The 16657-nt window shown below is 55.2% G+C and carries 15 protein-coding genes and 1 pseudogene; 4 read left to right on the plus strand and 12 right to left on the minus strand.

Features of this window, described 5'->3' with window-relative positions; genetic code table 11:
• Window position 1: 1 nt before the first annotated feature.
• From fkpB to ABTW00_RS19820, 5 genes and pseudogenes are all read right to left on the minus strand, one after another.
• Window positions 2-451, minus strand: coding sequence for an FKBP-type peptidyl-prolyl cis-trans isomerase (gene fkpB, locus ABTW00_RS19800; protein WP_064547280.1), 450 nt, complete (start codon window positions 449-451; stop codon window positions 2-4).
• A gap of 140 nt (window positions 452-591) precedes the next feature.
• Window positions 592-1080, minus strand: coding sequence for a signal peptidase II (lspA, locus tag ABTW00_RS19805; protein ID WP_064547278.1), 489 nt, complete (start codon window positions 1078-1080; stop codon window positions 592-594).
• The gene (gene ileS, locus ABTW00_RS19810) at window positions 1080-3929 is read right to left on the minus strand and encodes an isoleucine--tRNA ligase (protein WP_433637071.1); all 2850 of its coding nucleotides are present in this window, start codon (window positions 3927-3929) and stop codon (window positions 1080-1082) included. The genes lspA and ileS overlap by 1 nt, the downstream gene beginning before the upstream one ends.
• Window positions 3930-3966: 37 nt before the next feature.
• The gene (gene ribF, locus ABTW00_RS19815) at window positions 3967-4905 is read right to left on the minus strand and encodes a bifunctional riboflavin kinase/FAD synthetase (protein ID WP_064547274.1); all 939 of its coding nucleotides are present in this window, start codon (window positions 4903-4905) and stop codon (window positions 3967-3969) included.
• A 25-nt stretch (window positions 4906-4930) separates the two neighbouring features.
• Window positions 4931-5110, minus strand: a pseudogene (locus ABTW00_RS19820) (DUF2575 domain-containing protein).
• 123 nt (window positions 5111-5233) lie between these two features.
• Between ABTW00_RS19820 and rpsT the strand changes: the two are divergent.
• Window positions 5234-5497 (plus strand): 30S ribosomal protein S20, encoded by a 264-nt coding sequence (rpsT, locus tag ABTW00_RS19825; RefSeq protein ID WP_003018940.1) that lies wholly within the window; start codon window positions 5234-5236, stop codon window positions 5495-5497.
• A 128-nt stretch (window positions 5498-5625) separates the two neighbouring features.
• On the opposite strand, the gene nhaR is transcribed toward rpsT, so the two are convergent.
• The 4 genes from nhaR to dnaK all read right to left on the minus strand — a co-directional run bounded on the left by nhaR (window position 5626) and on the right by dnaK (window position 11080).
• Window positions 5626-6525: a transcriptional activator NhaR gene (gene nhaR / locus ABTW00_RS19830; protein ID WP_271447201.1), complete on the minus strand. Its 900-nt coding sequence runs from the start codon at window positions 6523-6525 to the stop codon at window positions 5626-5628.
• A gap of 27 nt (window positions 6526-6552) precedes the next feature.
• The gene (nhaA, locus tag ABTW00_RS19835; protein WP_433637075.1) at window positions 6553-7722 is read right to left on the minus strand and encodes a Na+/H+ antiporter NhaA; all 1170 of its coding nucleotides are present in this window, start codon (window positions 7720-7722) and stop codon (window positions 6553-6555) included.
• A gap of 211 nt (window positions 7723-7933) precedes the next feature.
• Window positions 7934-9070, minus strand: coding sequence for a molecular chaperone DnaJ (gene dnaJ, locus ABTW00_RS19840; RefSeq protein WP_271447200.1), 1137 nt, complete (start codon window positions 9068-9070; stop codon window positions 7934-7936).
• An 87-nt stretch (window positions 9071-9157) separates the two neighbouring features.
• Window positions 9158-11080: a molecular chaperone DnaK gene (dnaK, locus tag ABTW00_RS19845; protein ID WP_433637077.1), complete on the minus strand. Its 1923-nt coding sequence runs from the start codon at window positions 11078-11080 to the stop codon at window positions 9158-9160.
• Window positions 11081-11437: 357 nt separating this feature from the next.
• On the opposite strand from dnaK, the gene ABTW00_RS19850 reads away from it, so the two are divergent.
• The 3 genes from ABTW00_RS19850 (at window position 11438) to satP (ending at window position 13294) form a co-directional block, all read left to right on the plus strand.
• Window positions 11438-11842, plus strand: coding sequence for a DUF2541 family protein (locus ABTW00_RS19850; protein ID WP_064547265.1), 405 nt, complete (start codon window positions 11438-11440; stop codon window positions 11840-11842).
• Between the two features lie 32 nt (window positions 11843-11874).
• Entirely contained in the window at window positions 11875-12600 is a 726-nt protein-coding gene (gene msyB / locus ABTW00_RS19855) for an acidic protein MsyB (RefSeq protein ID WP_064547262.1), read from the plus strand.
• A 127-nt stretch (window positions 12601-12727) separates the two neighbouring features.
• The gene (satP, locus tag ABTW00_RS19860; protein WP_064547261.1) at window positions 12728-13294 is read left to right on the plus strand and encodes an acetate uptake transporter; all 567 of its coding nucleotides are present in this window, start codon (window positions 12728-12730) and stop codon (window positions 13292-13294) included.
• Between the two features lie 64 nt (window positions 13295-13358).
• On the opposite strand, the gene ABTW00_RS19865 is transcribed toward satP, so the two are convergent.
• The 3 genes from ABTW00_RS19865 to tal form a co-directional block, all read right to left on the minus strand.
• Window positions 13359-14654, minus strand: a complete 1296-nt coding sequence (locus tag ABTW00_RS19865) for an MFS transporter (protein ID WP_271447199.1) — start codon at window positions 14652-14654, stop codon at window positions 13359-13361.
• Window positions 14655-14779: 125 nt separating this feature from the next.
• Window positions 14780-15367 (minus strand): molybdopterin adenylyltransferase, encoded by a 588-nt coding sequence (gene mog, locus ABTW00_RS19870; protein WP_064547257.1) that lies wholly within the window; start codon window positions 15365-15367, stop codon window positions 14780-14782.
• A 110-nt stretch (window positions 15368-15477) separates the two neighbouring features.
• A complete protein-coding gene (tal, locus tag ABTW00_RS19875) occupies window positions 15478-16431 on the minus strand; it encodes a transaldolase (RefSeq protein ID WP_064547256.1) in 954 nt (317 codons plus the stop codon).
• Window positions 16432-16657: the final 226 nt, after the last annotated feature.

The raw sequence follows: 16657 nt of genomic DNA on the forward strand, positions 1-16657 counted from the left end.
GTTACGCCTCCAGTACCGGATCGACTTCCAGTACTTCAATATCAAAATGAACGGTATGCCCCGCCAGCGGATGGTTAAAATCAACCGTGATGGAATCACCGTTGATTTCGCGGATCACGCCCGGCATTTCGCTGCCATCCATCGCGGTGAACAGCATGATCGCGCCGATTTCCGGCTCGCCCGCATCCATAAATTCGCGGCGGGAGAAATACTGGATCAGGTCGGGCGTCGAGATACCAAACGCCGCATCCGGCTCCAGAGAGAAGGATTTTTTGTCCCCGGCCTTCAGGCCGAGAAGATGCTGCTCCAGCCCTTCAGACAGGGAGGCATCACCCAGACGAAACAGCGCCGGTTTGCCGTTGTTACGGGTTGACTCAGCGGTAGAGCCATCGTCCAGTTTCAGCGTGAAGTGCACCAGCACCGCGCTATTGCTTTGAATCGAGTTAGACATGCAGGTACAGCCTTCTATCTTACGACATTGAAATGACGGTTATTGTTATACGTTCGGCGCAATGATTGCCCGGTGGCGCTGCGCTTACCGGGCCTACAACGGATTGTAGGCCGGATAGTGCAGCGCCATCCGGCACCAGGCTACGCCTGCTTTTTCGGCAGGAAGCCTTCCAGCACAATCAACGCCGCGCCGATACAAATTGCCGTATCGGCCAGGTTGAAGGTGGCAAAGTGCCAGTCGCCGACGTAGAAATCGATCATGTCGACGACAAAGCCGTGCCACAGACGGTCGAACAGGTTACCCAGCGCGCCGCCAATAATCAGCGCATAGGCGATGTTATTCAGCTTTTGCGTAGCTTTGGAACGGTACATCAGTACCGCCAGCGCCACGCAAATACCGATAGCGATACCCGCGAAGAACCAGCGCTGCCAGCCGCCGCTGTCCGCCAGGAAGCTGAACGCGGCGCCATAGTTACGCGCATAATGCAGATTAAGCGACGGGAACAGCGACACCGTATCCCCCAGAGCAAAGTTCTGGAGGATCAGGTACTTGCTGCCCAGATCGATAATCAGCACGGCTACCACCAGCCACAGCCAGCGTAGCCCTGTTGAACAAATCGATTTACTCATCAGGCAAACTTACGTTTTTCGCCGTCACCGGCCACGTTGCTCACACAGCGTCCGCAGATATCTGCGTGCTCCGCCACCTTGCCGATATCCTGAGTATAGTGCCAGCAGCGCGGGCACTTCTCACCTTCGGCTTTATTCAGCGCGACTTTCAGACCTTTCAGCAGTTCACTCTGCTGAGCGTCAGCGGTCGCCGCTGCATAATCGGCAACGGTCGCCCCGGAGGTCAACAGGACAAATCGTAATTCGTCACCCAGCGCCGTCAGTTTGGCCGCCAGCTCCGCATCCGCGTACAGGGTCACTGCCGCTTCGAGCGAACCACCAACTTTCTTGTCAGCACGCGCCTGTTCGATAACCTTGTTCACTTCGCCACGAACTTTCAGCAGCTCTTCCCAGAAGTCGTCGTTCATCTCTTCGGCATTGTCCAGACCGAACAGCCCTTCGTACCATTCGCCGGTAAAGACATACTTCTCACGGTCGCCCGGCAGGTAGCCCCAGATTTCATCGGCGGTGAAGGACATAATTGGCGCCATCCAGCGAACCAACGCTTCTGCGATATGGTACAGCGCAGTCTGGCAGCTACGACGCGCCACGCTGTCCGCTTTCGCGGTGTACTGGCGGTCTTTGATGATGTCGAGATAGAAGGAACCCATTTCAACGGAGCAGAAGCGCATCAGACGCTGTACCACTTCGTGGAAATCGTAGGAAGCGTACGCTTTCACGATATCTTCCTGAGCGGCCTGCGCGCAGGCGACGGCCCAGCGATCCAGCACAACCATCTCTTCCGGCTTCACCATGTCTTTCTTCGGATCGAACCCGTTGAGGTTCGCCAGCAGGAAGCGCGCGGTGTTACGGATACGACGATAGCTGTCGGCAGCACGTTTCAGGATTTCGTCAGACACCGCCATTTCGCCGGTGTAGTCGGTGGATGCCACCCACAGACGCAGGATATCCGCGCCCAGTTTGTTCATCACGTCCTGCGGAGAAACGGTGTTACCGATAGATTTGGACATCTTACGGCCCTGACCATCGACGGTGAAGCCGTGGGTCAATACCTGACGGTATGGCGCTTTACCTTTCATGGCGACGCTGATCATCAGCGAGGACATGAACCAGCCGCGGTGCTGGTCGGAGCCTTCCAGGTACATATCCGCTGCGTGGCCGCCGAATTCCGGACGGGCGTCAACAACGGAGTAGCTGGTTGAACCGGAGTCGAACCACACGTCCAGCGTATCCGGCACCTTGACGTAGTTGTCTGCGTCGTCGCCGAGGATTTCACGCGGGTCGAGATCCCACCACGCCTGAATGCCGTCTTTCTCAACGTATTTGGCTACCGCTTCCATCAGTTCGGTGGTACGCGGGTGCAGCTCTTCGGTGTCTTTATGCACGAACAGCGCCATCGGCACGCCCCAGGTACGCTGACGGGAGATACACCAGTCAGGACGGTTTGCCACCATGGATTCGATACGTGCTTTACCCCATGCCGGGATCCAGCCGCTCAGATCTTCTTTCGCCAGGCCTTCCTGCTCAATGCGGTCGATCTCTTTGAGAGACTGAATGCGCAGGCCTTTCTGGTCCATGCTGACGAACCACTGCGGGGTCGCACGGAAGATGATCGGCGACTTATGACGCCAGCAGCACGGATAGCTGTGCTGCATTTTTTCGACGTGCAGCAGCGCGCCTTTTTCCGTCAGCAGCGCAACGATTTTGTCGTTGGCTTTGAAGACGTTCACACCGTCCAGCTCCGGATAGGTGCCCGCCAGGTAGGCGCCGTCCGGGCCAACCGGGTTCGCGATTTCCAGACCGTATTTCTGGCTGATCACGTAGTCGTCCGGGCCGTGGCCACCGGCGGTATGCACCGCGCCGGTACCCGCATCCAGGGTGACGTGATCGCCGAGGATAGCCGGCACATCAAAGCCCATGAACGGGTGGGTAAAGCGCAGCAGCTCCAGCTCAGCGCCTTTGACGGTACCGAGGATGGTGTAGTCAGCGACGCCAATGCGTTTCATCACGCTTTCAACCAGATCGCTCGCCAGAATCACCGCCTGACCGTCGATCTGCACCAGCGCATAATCGAAGTCCGGTGCCAGGGAAATGGCGCGGTTAGCTGGCAGAGTCCACGGCGTGGTGGTCCAGATAACCAGCGAGATAGGCCCAGTCACGTTGGACGCGCCAAATTTCGCTTTTACCGCGTCCCGATCGGCGGCGTGGAACGCGACGTCGATAGACGGGGAGGTTTTGTCGTAATACTCAACTTCCGCTTCCGCCAGCGCAGAACGGCAGTCAACGCACCAGTGCACCGGCTTCGCGCCTTTGTGCAGGTGGCCGTTAGCGACGATTTTACCCAGCGCGCGAATGATGTTGGCTTCGGTTTTGAAGTCCATGGTCAGGTACGGCTTCTGCCAGTCGCCCAGCACGCCCAGACGGATAAAGTCGGTACGCTGGCCGTCAACCTGAGTGGCGGCATATTCGCGGCACTTAGCGCGGAATTCTGCCGCGGTGAATTTCTCACCCGGCTTACCGTATTCCTGCTCTACCTTCAGCTCGATCGGCAGGCCATGGCAGTCCCAGCCCGGGACGTACGGCGAGTCGTAACCGGAAAGCCCTTTGGACTTCACGATAATGTCTTTCAGAATCTTGTTAACCGAGTGACCAATATGAATGCTGCCATTCGCATATGGAGGGCCATCATGCAGAATGAAGGTTTTTTTGCCTTTTTTGGCTGCACGAATGATGCCGTACAGGTCATCATCGGTCCAACGCGCCAGCATCCCCGGTTCACGCTTGGCGAGATCGCCGCGCATCGGGAACCCTGTTTCCGGCAAATTCAGGGTAGATTTATAGTCACTCATCAGATTATCGATTCCGTATTTAAAACGTGTTCAGGCATTAAGCCGGTGTTGATAGCCCAAAATGCTCCCGGGCCGTTAGCACATCGCGTGCAATTTGAGCCTTAAGCTCATCAAGCGACGCGAATCGCTGCTCGTTGCGTATCTTTTTACGCAGTATCACATCTATATGGCGACCGTACAGGTCCATTGCAACGTCCAGCAAATGAACCTCCAGCTGCTGGCGCATGCCCGCAACCGTTGGACGCGTGCCAATGTTAGCCACGCCCGGCAGCGGCTTGTCGCCCAGCCCTGCCACTTCCACCGCATAAACCCCTTTAACAGGGGAAACCTGACGACGCAGCGGTAAATTCGCCGTCGGGAAACCGATTGTGCGGCCCAGTTCATCGCCGTGCACCACGCGCCCGGAAATAATGAACGGATGGCCCAGCAGGCGTTCCGCCTGCTCGAGATTATCGTCGGCTAATGCCTGGCGCACCGCGGTGCTGCTAATGCGCACTCCGCCATGGCAGAAGGTTTGCGTGCTGGTGATGTCGAAACCGAAGTCCGCGCCCGCCTTCTGTAATAACAAGAAATCCCCCTGACGACCAGCGCCAAAGCGGAAATCATCACCCACGGCAAGGAACTGCACGCCCAGACGCTTCACCAGCAGCTCGCTGATAAAGTCCTGCGCGGTCAACGCCGCAAAGCGGCGATCGAAGCGCAGGCACAGGACGTAGTCCACTCCACTCTCGGCCAGATAGCGCAGCTTTTCGCGCAGGCGCGTCAAGCGCGCAGGGGCCTTGTCAGCCGCGAAGAGCTCCAGCGGCTGCGGTTCAAAAATCATCACCACCACAGGCAAACCGCGCGCTCTGCCCTCGGCACGTAAGCCTTGCAGTAACGCCTGATGCCCACGATGCACACCGTCGAAATTACCAATGGTCAGAACGCACCCATGTGGGGCCTGACTGAGATTATGTATGCCGCGTATCAGCTTCATGTCTGGCTCAAAAGAGTGAAAATCGTCAGAGTATACCTTGTACAGCAGTCAAGGTTAACCGGCGATTACACCTCGTAACGGAAAGAGGGAATGATTTCATCAGCATCCGTTAAAAAGGCAAGAAAATATAGTCGAGATGCGTGATTTTTGTGCCGGAAAGACTGTATTCATCGGCGACAAGCTGGTAGAATCCTGCGCCATCAATACGTAATGCAGCGTTGTCAAATTAACGGCGCTTATTTGCACAAATCCATTGACAAAAGAAGGCTAAACGGGCATATTCCTCGGCCTTTGAATTGTCCATATAGAACACATTTGGGAGTTGGCCTTGGCTAATATCAAATCAGCTAAGAAGCGCGCCGTTCAGTCTGAAAAGGCTCGCAAACACAACGCTAGCCGTCGCTCTATGATGCGTACTTTCATCAAGAAAGTATACGCAGCTATCGAAGCTGGCGACAAAGCTACTGCACTGAAAGCATTTAACGAAATGCAACCGATCGTGGACCGTCAGGCTGCTAAAGGTCTGATCCACAAAAACAAAGCTGCACGTCATAAAGCAAACCTGACTGCACAGATCAACAAACTGGCTTAATCGCCCGCTTGTTATCAGCTTTGTAGAAAAACCCGCGTAAAGCGGGTTTTTTTATGTCTGTTTTTTGCAGGCCGGAGAAGGAAAAGCCCCCTCCGGGCCGATCTTATCTAGCCGGCAACGTCCGAGGATTATTTCGTCGGTTCGGCAAACAGCGCCGAATAGTCGCTATGGCAGATACGCTGTACCGATGGGTGCTGAATCATGCGTTCGGCAAAAATCGCGTGATACTCTTCCATCACGTTATCCATACGGCCAATTTCCACAATGCTGTCGTCAGCATAGAAATCGTGAGAATAGAGCGTCGGCGCGACAAATATGGCGTTATGCGCCGCGCCAAAGGCCTTCATCAGCGCCGCATCGTCAAACTCACCGAGTATCTCGACCTTCAGCCCCTGCACGTTAAACCAGTTCAGCAGCTTGCGTCCGAGCATGGAGCGTCGCCCTGGAATCAGCAAGCGTCTCTCTTCCAGACACGCCGGGAAGGGTTTCTCCGGCGGCGGATTGGTGCACCAGAAGCTCACGCTACACTCACCGATTTTCACCGAGAACAGTCCTTCCTGCTGCGTAGAATCGATCGGGCAGTCAGAGATAATCATATCCAGCTTGTGCTGGCTGAGCTGCTCGAGCAACATTTCATGCGTCGACTCAAAACAGCGCAGATGAATTTGCTCACCTTCCACCACCGCCGCATCCAGTACCCCGCTGACCAACCGTTTCGACAACGCATCAGCCACCCCCACGTCGAACAACAGGTTCGACTCCTTGCGATAGTTCACGATATCCAGCATCTCCTGGCTAAGCGTGAACATCTTGTCGGCATAGCGAAATACCAGCTCACCGAGTTCCGTCGGCTCAATACCGCGCCCCTTACGCTTAAACAGCTTGCCCTGAAGCCGCTCTTCCAGAGCCTTAATCTGGCCGGTAATGGTCTGCGGCGTGAGGTATAGCGCCTCCGCCGCGCCCACGACAGAACCTTCCTTGTAGACATGCCAGAAGTAGTAAAGATGGTTGTAGTTTATATGCGACATGCCCTGTGCTCCTCTTTCCTTTCATTCTCATTTCGCTACCGGCTTTAAGCGTGCACGTAGCAAGCTGTATCCCACCACCGCAGACAGGACGGAGCCGATCAGAATGCCAAGCTTCGCCCAGTTAATCAGCGACGGATCGACGCTGCCAAAGGCCAGGCTGGCGATAAAAATAGACATCGTAAAACCAATCCCACACAGCAGTCCGACGGCCATAATCTGCGCAAAGCTTGCGCCTTCCGGCAGCTTTGCCAGCTTCAGCTTTAGCGCCAGCCAGCAGAACAAGCTGATGCCCAGCGGTTTGCCAATAAACAGACCGGCGATAATGCCCAGAGGCAGCAGCGAAGTCAGCCCGTCGAGCGTCACCCCTTGCAGCGAGACGCCCGCATTGGCAAAGGCAAATAGCGGCAGGATCATAAACGCCACCCACGGATGCAGCACGTGCTCAAGCTGCTTTGCCGGCGACTTGCCATTTTGCTCACGCAGTGGAATAAAGAAGCCCACGATCACGCCCGCCAGCGTGGCATGCACACCCGACTTCAGCACCGCGGTCCACAAAATGACGCCGACCAGAATATAAATACCGGTGCGCCGTACGCCGCTCAAATTCAGGATGGCCAGTGCGGCAATAGCAACGGCCGCGACGGCAAGCGACAGCAGCGATAAATCGCTGGTGTAGAACAGCGCAATAATCACAATAGCGCCCAGATCGTCGATAATCGCCAACGCCATCAGGAAGATCTTGAGGGACGCCGGAACGCGGCTACCGAGCAGCGCCAGCACGCCAAGCGCAAAAGCGATATCCGTTGCCGCCGGGATCGCCCAGCCGCTGCTGGCTACCGGATCCTGCGCGTTAAACGCCAGATAGACCAGCGCAGGCACGACCATCCCCCCCAGCGCGGCCACGACCGGGAAAATCGCCTGACGACGCGTCGCAAGCGATCCCTGCATCATCTCGCGTTTGACCTCAAGGCCAATCAACAGGAAAAATACCGCCATCAGGGCATCGTTAATCCACAGCAGCATGTTTTTGTTGATTTCTAATGCGCCAACGCGCAGTTGCACCGGCGTCTCGAGAAACGCGTGGTACAGGCCGCTGGTCACGCCGAGGTTTGCCATCAGCATCGCCAGAACGGCGGCAATAATCAGAATGATGCCCCCAGAGGCATCGCTGCTAAAGAAACGCTGAAGATGTTTCACTTTTAATCTCTCTATACGTCTTATACATCGATAAAACCATAATATCGCGTTTAAAAGCTCGGAAAAAACAGATTATAACTGGATGACAATTCAGTTTAGCCGAATTAATCAATCACCACCTCTCCAGGAGGGGTTTTAGGGGTGACAATAAAAAAACCCGGAGCGCATGCTCCGGGTTTTGTCGGTTCAGCCCTCGCCTGACGGCGAAAGATTAACGGGTTAAATCGTCAAAGAACTTTTTCACGCCGTCAAAGAAGCTTTTTGAACGCGGGCTGTTGTTTTCACCGGTTGGGCCGCCGAAGCTTTCCTGCAGGTCTTTCAACAGCTGTTTCTGCTTCTCGTTCAGGCCAACCGGGGTCTCAACCACCACGCGGCACAGCAGGTCGCCCTGCGCACCGCCGCGAACGGACTTCACGCCCTTGCCGCGCATGCGGAACAGTTTGCCGGTTTGCGTTTCACCCGGAATTTTCAGCTTCACGCGACCGTCGAGCGTCGGCACTTCAATCTCGCCGCCCAGCGCCGCCATGGAGAAGTTGATCGGCACTTCGCAGTACAGGTTGTTACCTTCACGCTCAAAGATAGCGTGCTGTTTCACCTGCACCTGAACGTACAGATCGCCTGCCGGAGCGCCGTGCTCACCGGCTTCACCTTCACCGCTCAAGCGAATACGATCGCCGGTATCCACACCTGCCGGAATTTTAACGGACAGGGTTTTGGTCTTCTCAACGCGACCGTGACCGTGGCATTTGTTACACGGATCTTTAATCAGCGTACCGCGACCCTGACAGTGTGGACAGGTCTGCTGTACGGCGAAGAAGCCCTGACGCATCTGCACCTGGCCGGAGCCGTGACAGGTTGGACAGGTCTGCGGCTGTGAGCCCGCTTTCGCGCCGCTGCCGTGGCAGATGTCGCACTCTTCCAGCGTCGGGATGCGGATCTCTTTGGTCACACCGCGAACCGCTTCTTCCAGCGTCAGATCCATGTTGTAGCGCAGGTCTGCGCCACGGGATGCGCGCTGGCGACCGCGACCACCGCCGAAGATATCGCCGAATACATCACCAAAGATATCACTGAAGTCCGCGCCGCCGCCGAAACCACCGGCTCCGCCGCCCATACCGCCCTGTTCAAAGGCCGCATGGCCATACTGATCGTAGGCCGCGCGCTTTTGCGCGTCGGTCAGGATTTCGTACGCTTCTTTGATCTCTTTAAACTTGGCTTCGGCCTCTTTATCACCCTGGTTGCGGTCCGGGTGGTATTTCATGGCCAGGCGTTTGTACGCCTTTTTGATTTCGCGCTCTTCCGCTGTTTTGGAGACGCCCAAAATCTCGTAATAATCTTGCTTTGCCATTGGTATTGTTCAGCCCCTTAACATGCGAGCACGGGCGGAGAGGAAACCTCTTCGCCCGTGCCGATTAATTACCCTGCATCAGGGCGATTATTTTTTGTCTTTCACTTCTTCGAACTCTGCGTCAACAACATCGTCGTCTTTCGCATTGTTCGCGGAAGCGTCAGCGCCTGCTGCGCCAGCCTGCTGCTGTGCATGCTGCTGCTGAGCGATTTCCATCAGTTTCTGGGAAACCTGCGCCAGCGCCTGCATTTTCGCTTCGACGTCCGCTTTGTCTTCGCCTTTCAGAGACGTTTCCAGCGCGGTCAGCGCAGACTCGATAGCGGTTTTGTCGTCAGCCGGCAGCTGTTCGCCTGCTTCTTCAACCTGCTTACGAGTGCTGTGCAGCAGATGGTCGCCCTGGTTACGGGTCTGAACCAGCTCTTCGAACTTACGGTCAGATTCTGCGTTCGCTTCTGCATCGCGAACCATCTTCTGAATTTCTTCCTCGTTCAGACCGGAAGATGCCTTGATGGTGATCTTCTGCTCTTTACCGCTGTTTTTGTCTTTCGCGGAAACGTGCAGGATACCGTCAGCATCGATATCGAAGGTAACTTCGATCTGCGGCATGCCGCGCGGTGCCGGGCTGATACCGTCCAGGTTGAACTGACCCAGTGATTTGTTATCGGATGCACGTTTACGCTCACCCTGAATCACGTGGATGGTTACCGCAGACTGGTTGTCTTCCGCGGTAGAGAACACCTGGCTGTGCTTAGTTGGGATGGTGGTGTTTTTGTTGATGAGCGCAGTCATCACACCGCCCATGGTTTCGATACCCAGAGACAGCGGGGTAACGTCCAGCAGCAGCACGTCTTTTACTTCACCGGTCAGAACGCCGCCCTGAACCGCCGCGCCGATAGCAACAGCTTCGTCCGGGTTAACGTCTTTACGCGGCTCTTTACCGAAGAACTCAGCAACTTTCTTCTGCACCATCGGCATACGAGTCTGACCACCGACCAGGATAACGTCCTGGATATCGGATACGGACAGGCCAGCATCCTGCAGCGCAACTTTCAGCGGCTCGATAGAACGGTTAACCAAGTCTTCTACCAGGCTTTCCAGTTTCGCACGGGTCACTTTGATGTTCATGTGTTTCGGACCGGTCGCGTCTGCGGTGATGTACGGCAGGTTCACGTCGGTCTGCTGAGCGGAAGACAGTTCGATCTTCGCTTTCTCAGCGGCTTCTTTCAGGCGCTGCATCGCCAGCGGGTCGTTACGCAGGTCGATGCCCTGATCTTTCTTAAACTCGTCAACGAGGTAGTTGATCAGGCGGGTATCGAAGTCTTCACCACCCAAGTGGGTATCACCGTTGGTTGCCAGAACTTCAAAGGTTTTTTCGCCATCAACTTCGTCGATTTCGATAATAGAGATATCGAAAGTACCACCACCGAGGTCGTAAACCGCGATAGTACGGTTGCCGACTTCTTTATCCAGACCATAAGCCAGCGCAGCTGCGGTTGGTTCGTTGATGATACGTTTGACTTCCAGACCTGCGATACGGCCAGCATCTTTAGTTGCCTGACGCTGAGCATCGTTGAAGTAAGCAGGTACGGTGATAACCGCTTCAGTTACCGGCTCACCCAGGTAATCTTCAGCCGTTTTCTTCATTTTTTTCAGCACTTCAGCAGAGATCTGCGGCGGTGCAGTTTTGGTGCCTTTCACATCAAGCCATGCGTCGCCATTGTCTGCGGCAACAATTTTGTACGGCATGATAGAAACGTCACGCTGAACTTCTTCGTCCTGGAAGCGGCGACCAATCAGGCGTTTAATCGCAAACAGGGTGTTTTGCGGGTTTGTCACTGCCTGACGTTTAGCCGGCTGACCAACCAGAGTTTCACCATCCTGGGTATAAGCAATAATAGAAGGCGTGGTGCGGTCGCCTTCGGCGTTCTCCAGAACGCGAGCGGTAGTGCCATCCATAATCGCTACACAAGAGTTGGTAGTACCCAGGTCGATACCAATAATTTTACCCATCTAAACGTCTCCACTAAAAATTCAGTCAACATGTGGTTGTGAATCTGTAATAAGGGCGAAACCTGCGGTTTCAACTGCCCTGAATCGTTTTTTTTCAGACTCACTCACTGCGGTTGACTACAAGATGGGGTCGCAACGTCATCCATCAAGGGGCAGGATTAAAAATTTTTCATTCAGTGCGGTTTTATTTCCGACGTTTCGCTAAACGCATTCACGACATAAATATAAAAACATCAATTTATTCAGTTAATTGCTGTCATAAGTTGTCATAATTCAGCGCTGAAAACCGAACCAACGAGGAATAAAATTTACCGTAGCATTTTGCTCACTAAAATGGCCCCTCCGGTAAGGAATACGATGAAAACCCTTTTAAACGTCTCAGTCAGTCTGGCGTTTGGCCTGCTGCTGGCCAGTTCCGCCTGCGCCAACGACCACAAAACGCTGGGCGTTATCGCCCTGCCCCGCAACGAAACTAACGATCTCACCCTGAAGCTCCCGGTATGTCGAATTGTGAAGCGCATCAAGCTCAGCGTGGATCGCGGCGACGCGCAGCTGAGCGGCGCTTCGGTGTACTTTAAGGCCGCCCGCAGCAGCAGCCAAAGCCTCAACGTCCCGTCTTCACTCAAAGAAGGCCAGACGACGGACTGGATCAACATCAACAGCGACAATGACAACAAACGCTGCGTGTCCAAAATCAGTTTCTCAGGCCATACCGTCAACTCTTCCGATATGGCATCGCTGAAAATCATCGGCGACGATTAATCTTGCTCCGCTAACATAAGTCACGAACGTAAATGAAAGTCTCCTATCTGAATGATGAAGATTTGCTCTTCCTCCAGCACTGTAGCGAAGAGCAGCTGGCGCGCTTAGCTCTGTTGATGACCCACAATGAAAAAGGCAAACGTCGCCTGTCGAGCGCGCTGCTGCACAATGAGCTGTATATGTCGATGGAGGGCCATCCGGAGCAGCACCGTCGCAACTGGCAGCTGATCGCCGGCGAGTTTCAGCACTTTGGCGGCGATAGCATCGCCAACCAGATCCGCGGCCACGGCAAGCTGTACCGTGAAATCCTGCGCGACGTTGCTAAACGTCTGGGGCTGAAAGCCGACAAAACGATGCCGACCGCAGCCATTGAGAAACAGCTGCTGGAACAGTTTGTTCGCCATGCGTGGAAGCGGATGAACGACGAACAGAAAGCCCGCTTTCATGCAGCAATCCAGCTGAAAGTCATGGAAGTGGAAGCTTTACTGCCGCAGCTTATCGATCACCATCGTCTGGATCACGGCATTGAACACCTGCTGGAGAGTCAGCTCGGCCACATTTTGCATAAACATGCCGCCGTCAGCGTTATCGGCCACGGTTTAATGCGCGGGGCCGGTCTTGGCGGCCCGGTCGGCGCAGCGGTGAACGGCGTGAAGGCCGTCAGCGGTAGCGCCTATCGCGTGACCATCCCAGCCGTGCTGCGCATTGCCTGCCTGCGTCGTCTGATTGCCCGCGCGGCATTACAGCGAGCCGGATAAGCTAAAGGGGGAAAATAGTTCATTTTCCCCCGATCAGATCATAGACAGCCCGTTTACTCCTGATTATGATGCCGCGCCCCCAGCAGTGGGGAGATTATTTCACCATTCAATGATGATTTGAGGAATTATGGGCAACACTAAGTTGGCTAACCCGGCACCGCTGGGCCTGATGGGCTTCGGCATGACCACCATTCTGCTTAACCTGCATAACGCCGGTTTCTTCGCCTTTGACGGCATTATTCTCGCTATGGGTATTTTTTACGGCGGTATCGCGCAGATTTTCGCGGGCCTGCTGGAATACAAGAAAGGGAATACTTTCGGTCTGACCGCTTTCACCTCTTACGGCTCTTTCTGGCTGACTCTGGTCGCCATTCTGCTGCTGCCGAAGATGGGGATGAGCGATGCGCCTAACGCACAATTCCTCGGCGCTTACCTCGGCCTGTGGGGCGTGTTCACGCTGTTCATGTTCTTCGGTACTCTGAAAGCCGCACGCATGCTGCAGTTCGTGTTCCTGAGCCTGACCGTGCTGTTCGCGCTGCTGGCGATTGGTAACATCAACGGCAACGAAGCGATTATTCACGTGGCAGGTTGGGTTGGCCTGGTTTGTGGCGCGAGCGCGATTTACCTGGCAATGGGTGAAGTGCTCAACGAGCAGTTCGGCCGTACCGTGCTGCCGATTGGTGAAAAACACTGATCTCTCTGGTTATAAAAAAGCGTCGGCATGGCCGACGCTTTTTTTTGCCTGCGATTGCGCTCGCTTATGAACGTTGTAACGCACCAACAGCAGCGGGTCGTTCTTTACGCAGCCAGATTCCCAGGCCTAGCCCAATCAACGACAGCGCCAGTACGTACCAGGCGGGCGCCATCGGTGACACGCCCATCAGCATGGTGACGGCAATCGGCGTTAGGCCGCCGAAAATGGCGTAGGAAACATTGTATGAGAAGGAAATCCCGGTAAAGCGGACTTCCGCCGGGAAGGCGCGCACCATGACATACGGTACGGCACCCACCACGCCAACGCACAGACCGACCAGTCCGTAGAGCAAGAACAGCTGTTCAGGGTGCGTTCCGGCAAGATGGTAGAAAAACCAGCTAGAGCAGGCGAGCAGGATGCTGCCCACAATAAAGGTTTTACTGGCCCCGACGCGGTCGACAATCAACCCCGCCAACAGGCAGCCAACGCAGAGCATCACCGTCGCCACGCTGTTGGCCTGTAAGGTCAACGCAGGGGCAAAGCCGTACTGCTTTTGCAGCCAGACCGGTGACATCAGGATAACCACCACGATGCCCGCCGACAGTAGCCAGGTCAGCAGCATTGAAACCACCACCGCCTGCTTGTGCTTGAGGACAACGGATTTAATCGGCAGCTCCTGAGCCAGCGCTTTACGTTGCTGCATTTCCAGGAAGATAGGCGTTTCCTGCAGCCAACGACGCAGGTACATCGCCACCAGGCCAAAAGCCCCGCCGAGCAGGAACGGAATACGCCAGCCGCCGTCATGAATTGCCTGTGCAGAGAGCTGAGTGTTAATCAGCGTCGCCACCACCGAACCCAGCAAGATCCCGACAGTCAGACCCGCCGTTAGCGTACCGCAGGCGATACCAATTCGCCGCGCCGGGACATGCTCGGCAACAAACACCCACGCCCCCGGAACTTCCCCGCCAATCGCAGCACCCTGCAAAATACGCATCAGCAACAGCAGCAGCGGCGCTGCCAGCCCAGCGCTGGCATAAGTCGGCAGCAGGCCAATCGCCAGGGTCGGTACCGCCATCAGCAGGATGCTGAGGGTAAACATTTTTTTGCGCCCGACCAGATCGCCGAAGTGCGCCATAATGATCCCGCCCAGCGGGCGCGCCAGATAGCCAGCGGCAAAGATGCCGAAAGTTTGCACCTGACGCAGCCATTCGGGGATGTCTGCCGGGAAGAAAAGCTCCCCTACCACGGCGGCAAAGAAGACGAAGATAATGAAATCATAAAACTCCAGCGCGCCGCCCAGGGCAGCCAACGTCAGCGTTTTATAATCTTGTCGATTCAGAGGTCGGGTGTAATGTGACATAACAAACCATTCGCAAAGTCGAGCTGTTGATATAAGTCTACGATTTGTGTAAAGCAAAAATTACTATACCGTAAACCTTATCGCACGCCAGAGGAATGATAGGTTATGTCAGAAAAGCATTACATTCAGGATAAAGTCTCGCGACGTGCGCTCTTAGGGCGAAATGCTGCTACGACTTCCGGATGGGTCTCGATATAGGGCCCCTCCAGCAACTGTACACAATACGGTACACTTGCGAAGATACCATTCACCAGCACTTTGCCATCGGCGTCCTTTACCCCTTCCAGCGTCTCCTGGATGGCCTTCGGCTGGCCCGGCAGGTTGAGGATCAACGCCTGTTTGCGAATCACGCCGACCTGACGAGAGAGAATCGCCGTTGGTACAAAGTGCAGGCTGACCTGACGCATCTGCTCGCCAAAGCCTGGCATCACGCGGTCGGCAATCGCCAGCGTAGCATCCGGCGTCACATCGCGACGCGCCGGGCCCGTGCCGCCCGTCGTCAGCACCAGGTGGCAGCTCATCTCATCGACCAGCTCGCACAGGGTTTGCTCAATGATGGTTTGCTCATCGGGGATCAGGCGGGTTTCGATTTCGAATGGCGTCGCCAGCGCGCTGCCCAACCACTCTTCAAGCGCCGGCAGGCCTTTGTCCTGGTAAACGCCGCTGGAGGCGCGGTCAGAGATAGAAACTAAGCCAATGCGTAAAGTGTTCATGATTATTCCGTTTAAACAGTCTCGTTAAACAGAATGATACACTGCGAAGAGAAGGACAGACAGGTTTCAGAAGAGGTAGCGTGACCGCCGTAGCGGCCACGTATCAATGATTACAGCAGGTCGCCGATCATTTTTTCCAGTTTTTCCTGGTCAATCGCAAACTTACGGATACCTTCCGCCAGTTTGTCGACCGCCATCGGATCCTGGTTGTGTTGCCACAGGAACTCAGACTCGGTGATACGGCTCGGACGCGCTTTCACTTCACCGGTGAAGGTCAGTTTACGCTCCAGCGGGCCTTCGCTTTCTGCCAGCTCTTTCAGCAGCGCAGGCGCGATGGTCAGACGATCGCAGCCGGCCAGCTCAAGGATTTCGCCGATATTACGGAAGCTTGCGCCCATGACCACGGTTTCATAGCCGTGTTCTTTGTAGTACTGGTAGATTTCGCTGACAGAAACCACACCCGGATCTTCCGCTGGTGCGTATTCTTTCTTATCAGTATTGGCTTTGTACCAGTCCAGAATACGACCGACGAACGGGGAAATCAGGTACACGCCCGCTTCCGCACAAGCACGCGCCTGAGCGAAGGAGAACAGCAGGGTCAGGTTACAGTTGATACCGTCTTTTTCCAGCTGCTCCGCCGCGCGGATGCCCTGCCAGGTAGAAGCCAGTTTGATCAGAATGCGATCGTTGCTGATGCCAGCATCGTTGTACATTTTGATCAGACGTTTGGCTTTGGCGATGGACGCTTCGGTGTCATAGGAGAGACGCGCGTCAACTTCGGTAGAAATACGGCCAGGGACCAGCTTCAGGATTTCCAGACCGATGTTTACGGCCAGTTTGTCAGTAGCATCAATAACCTGCTGCGCACGGTCGCTGCTCTGGCTACGCGCCCAGGCTACCGCATCGTCAATCAGTTTACGGTACTCAGGAATCTGTGCTGCGCCCAGAATCAGGGAAGGGTTGGTTGTCGCATCCTGAGGCTGATACAGCTTCATTGCTGCGATGTCTCCGGTGTCAGCCACTACGGTTGTGTACTGACGCAGAGATGTCAATTTATCCGTCATGATAGTGTTTCTCTTTAAACAGCTGTTAGGGGGATGTAACCGGTCTGCCTCGATAATATCACGCCGCTCTCTCAGCGCAACCGCCGACATCATGAGAGCGCAGAGTATGATAAACTCAATCATTGGACTTTCAGACGTGGCCGTTCTGCGCGCTGAATATGGTAACGCTTACATTGGCTGAATCGAATCGTGCGAAGCATCGATAGCTTCCCGGGTTCAGCCGTCC

It is taken from the genome of Kluyvera georgiana, from assembly GCF_050990895.1.
In the GTDB taxonomy this organism is placed as follows: domain Bacteria; phylum Pseudomonadota; class Gammaproteobacteria; order Enterobacterales; family Enterobacteriaceae; genus Kluyvera; species Kluyvera georgiana.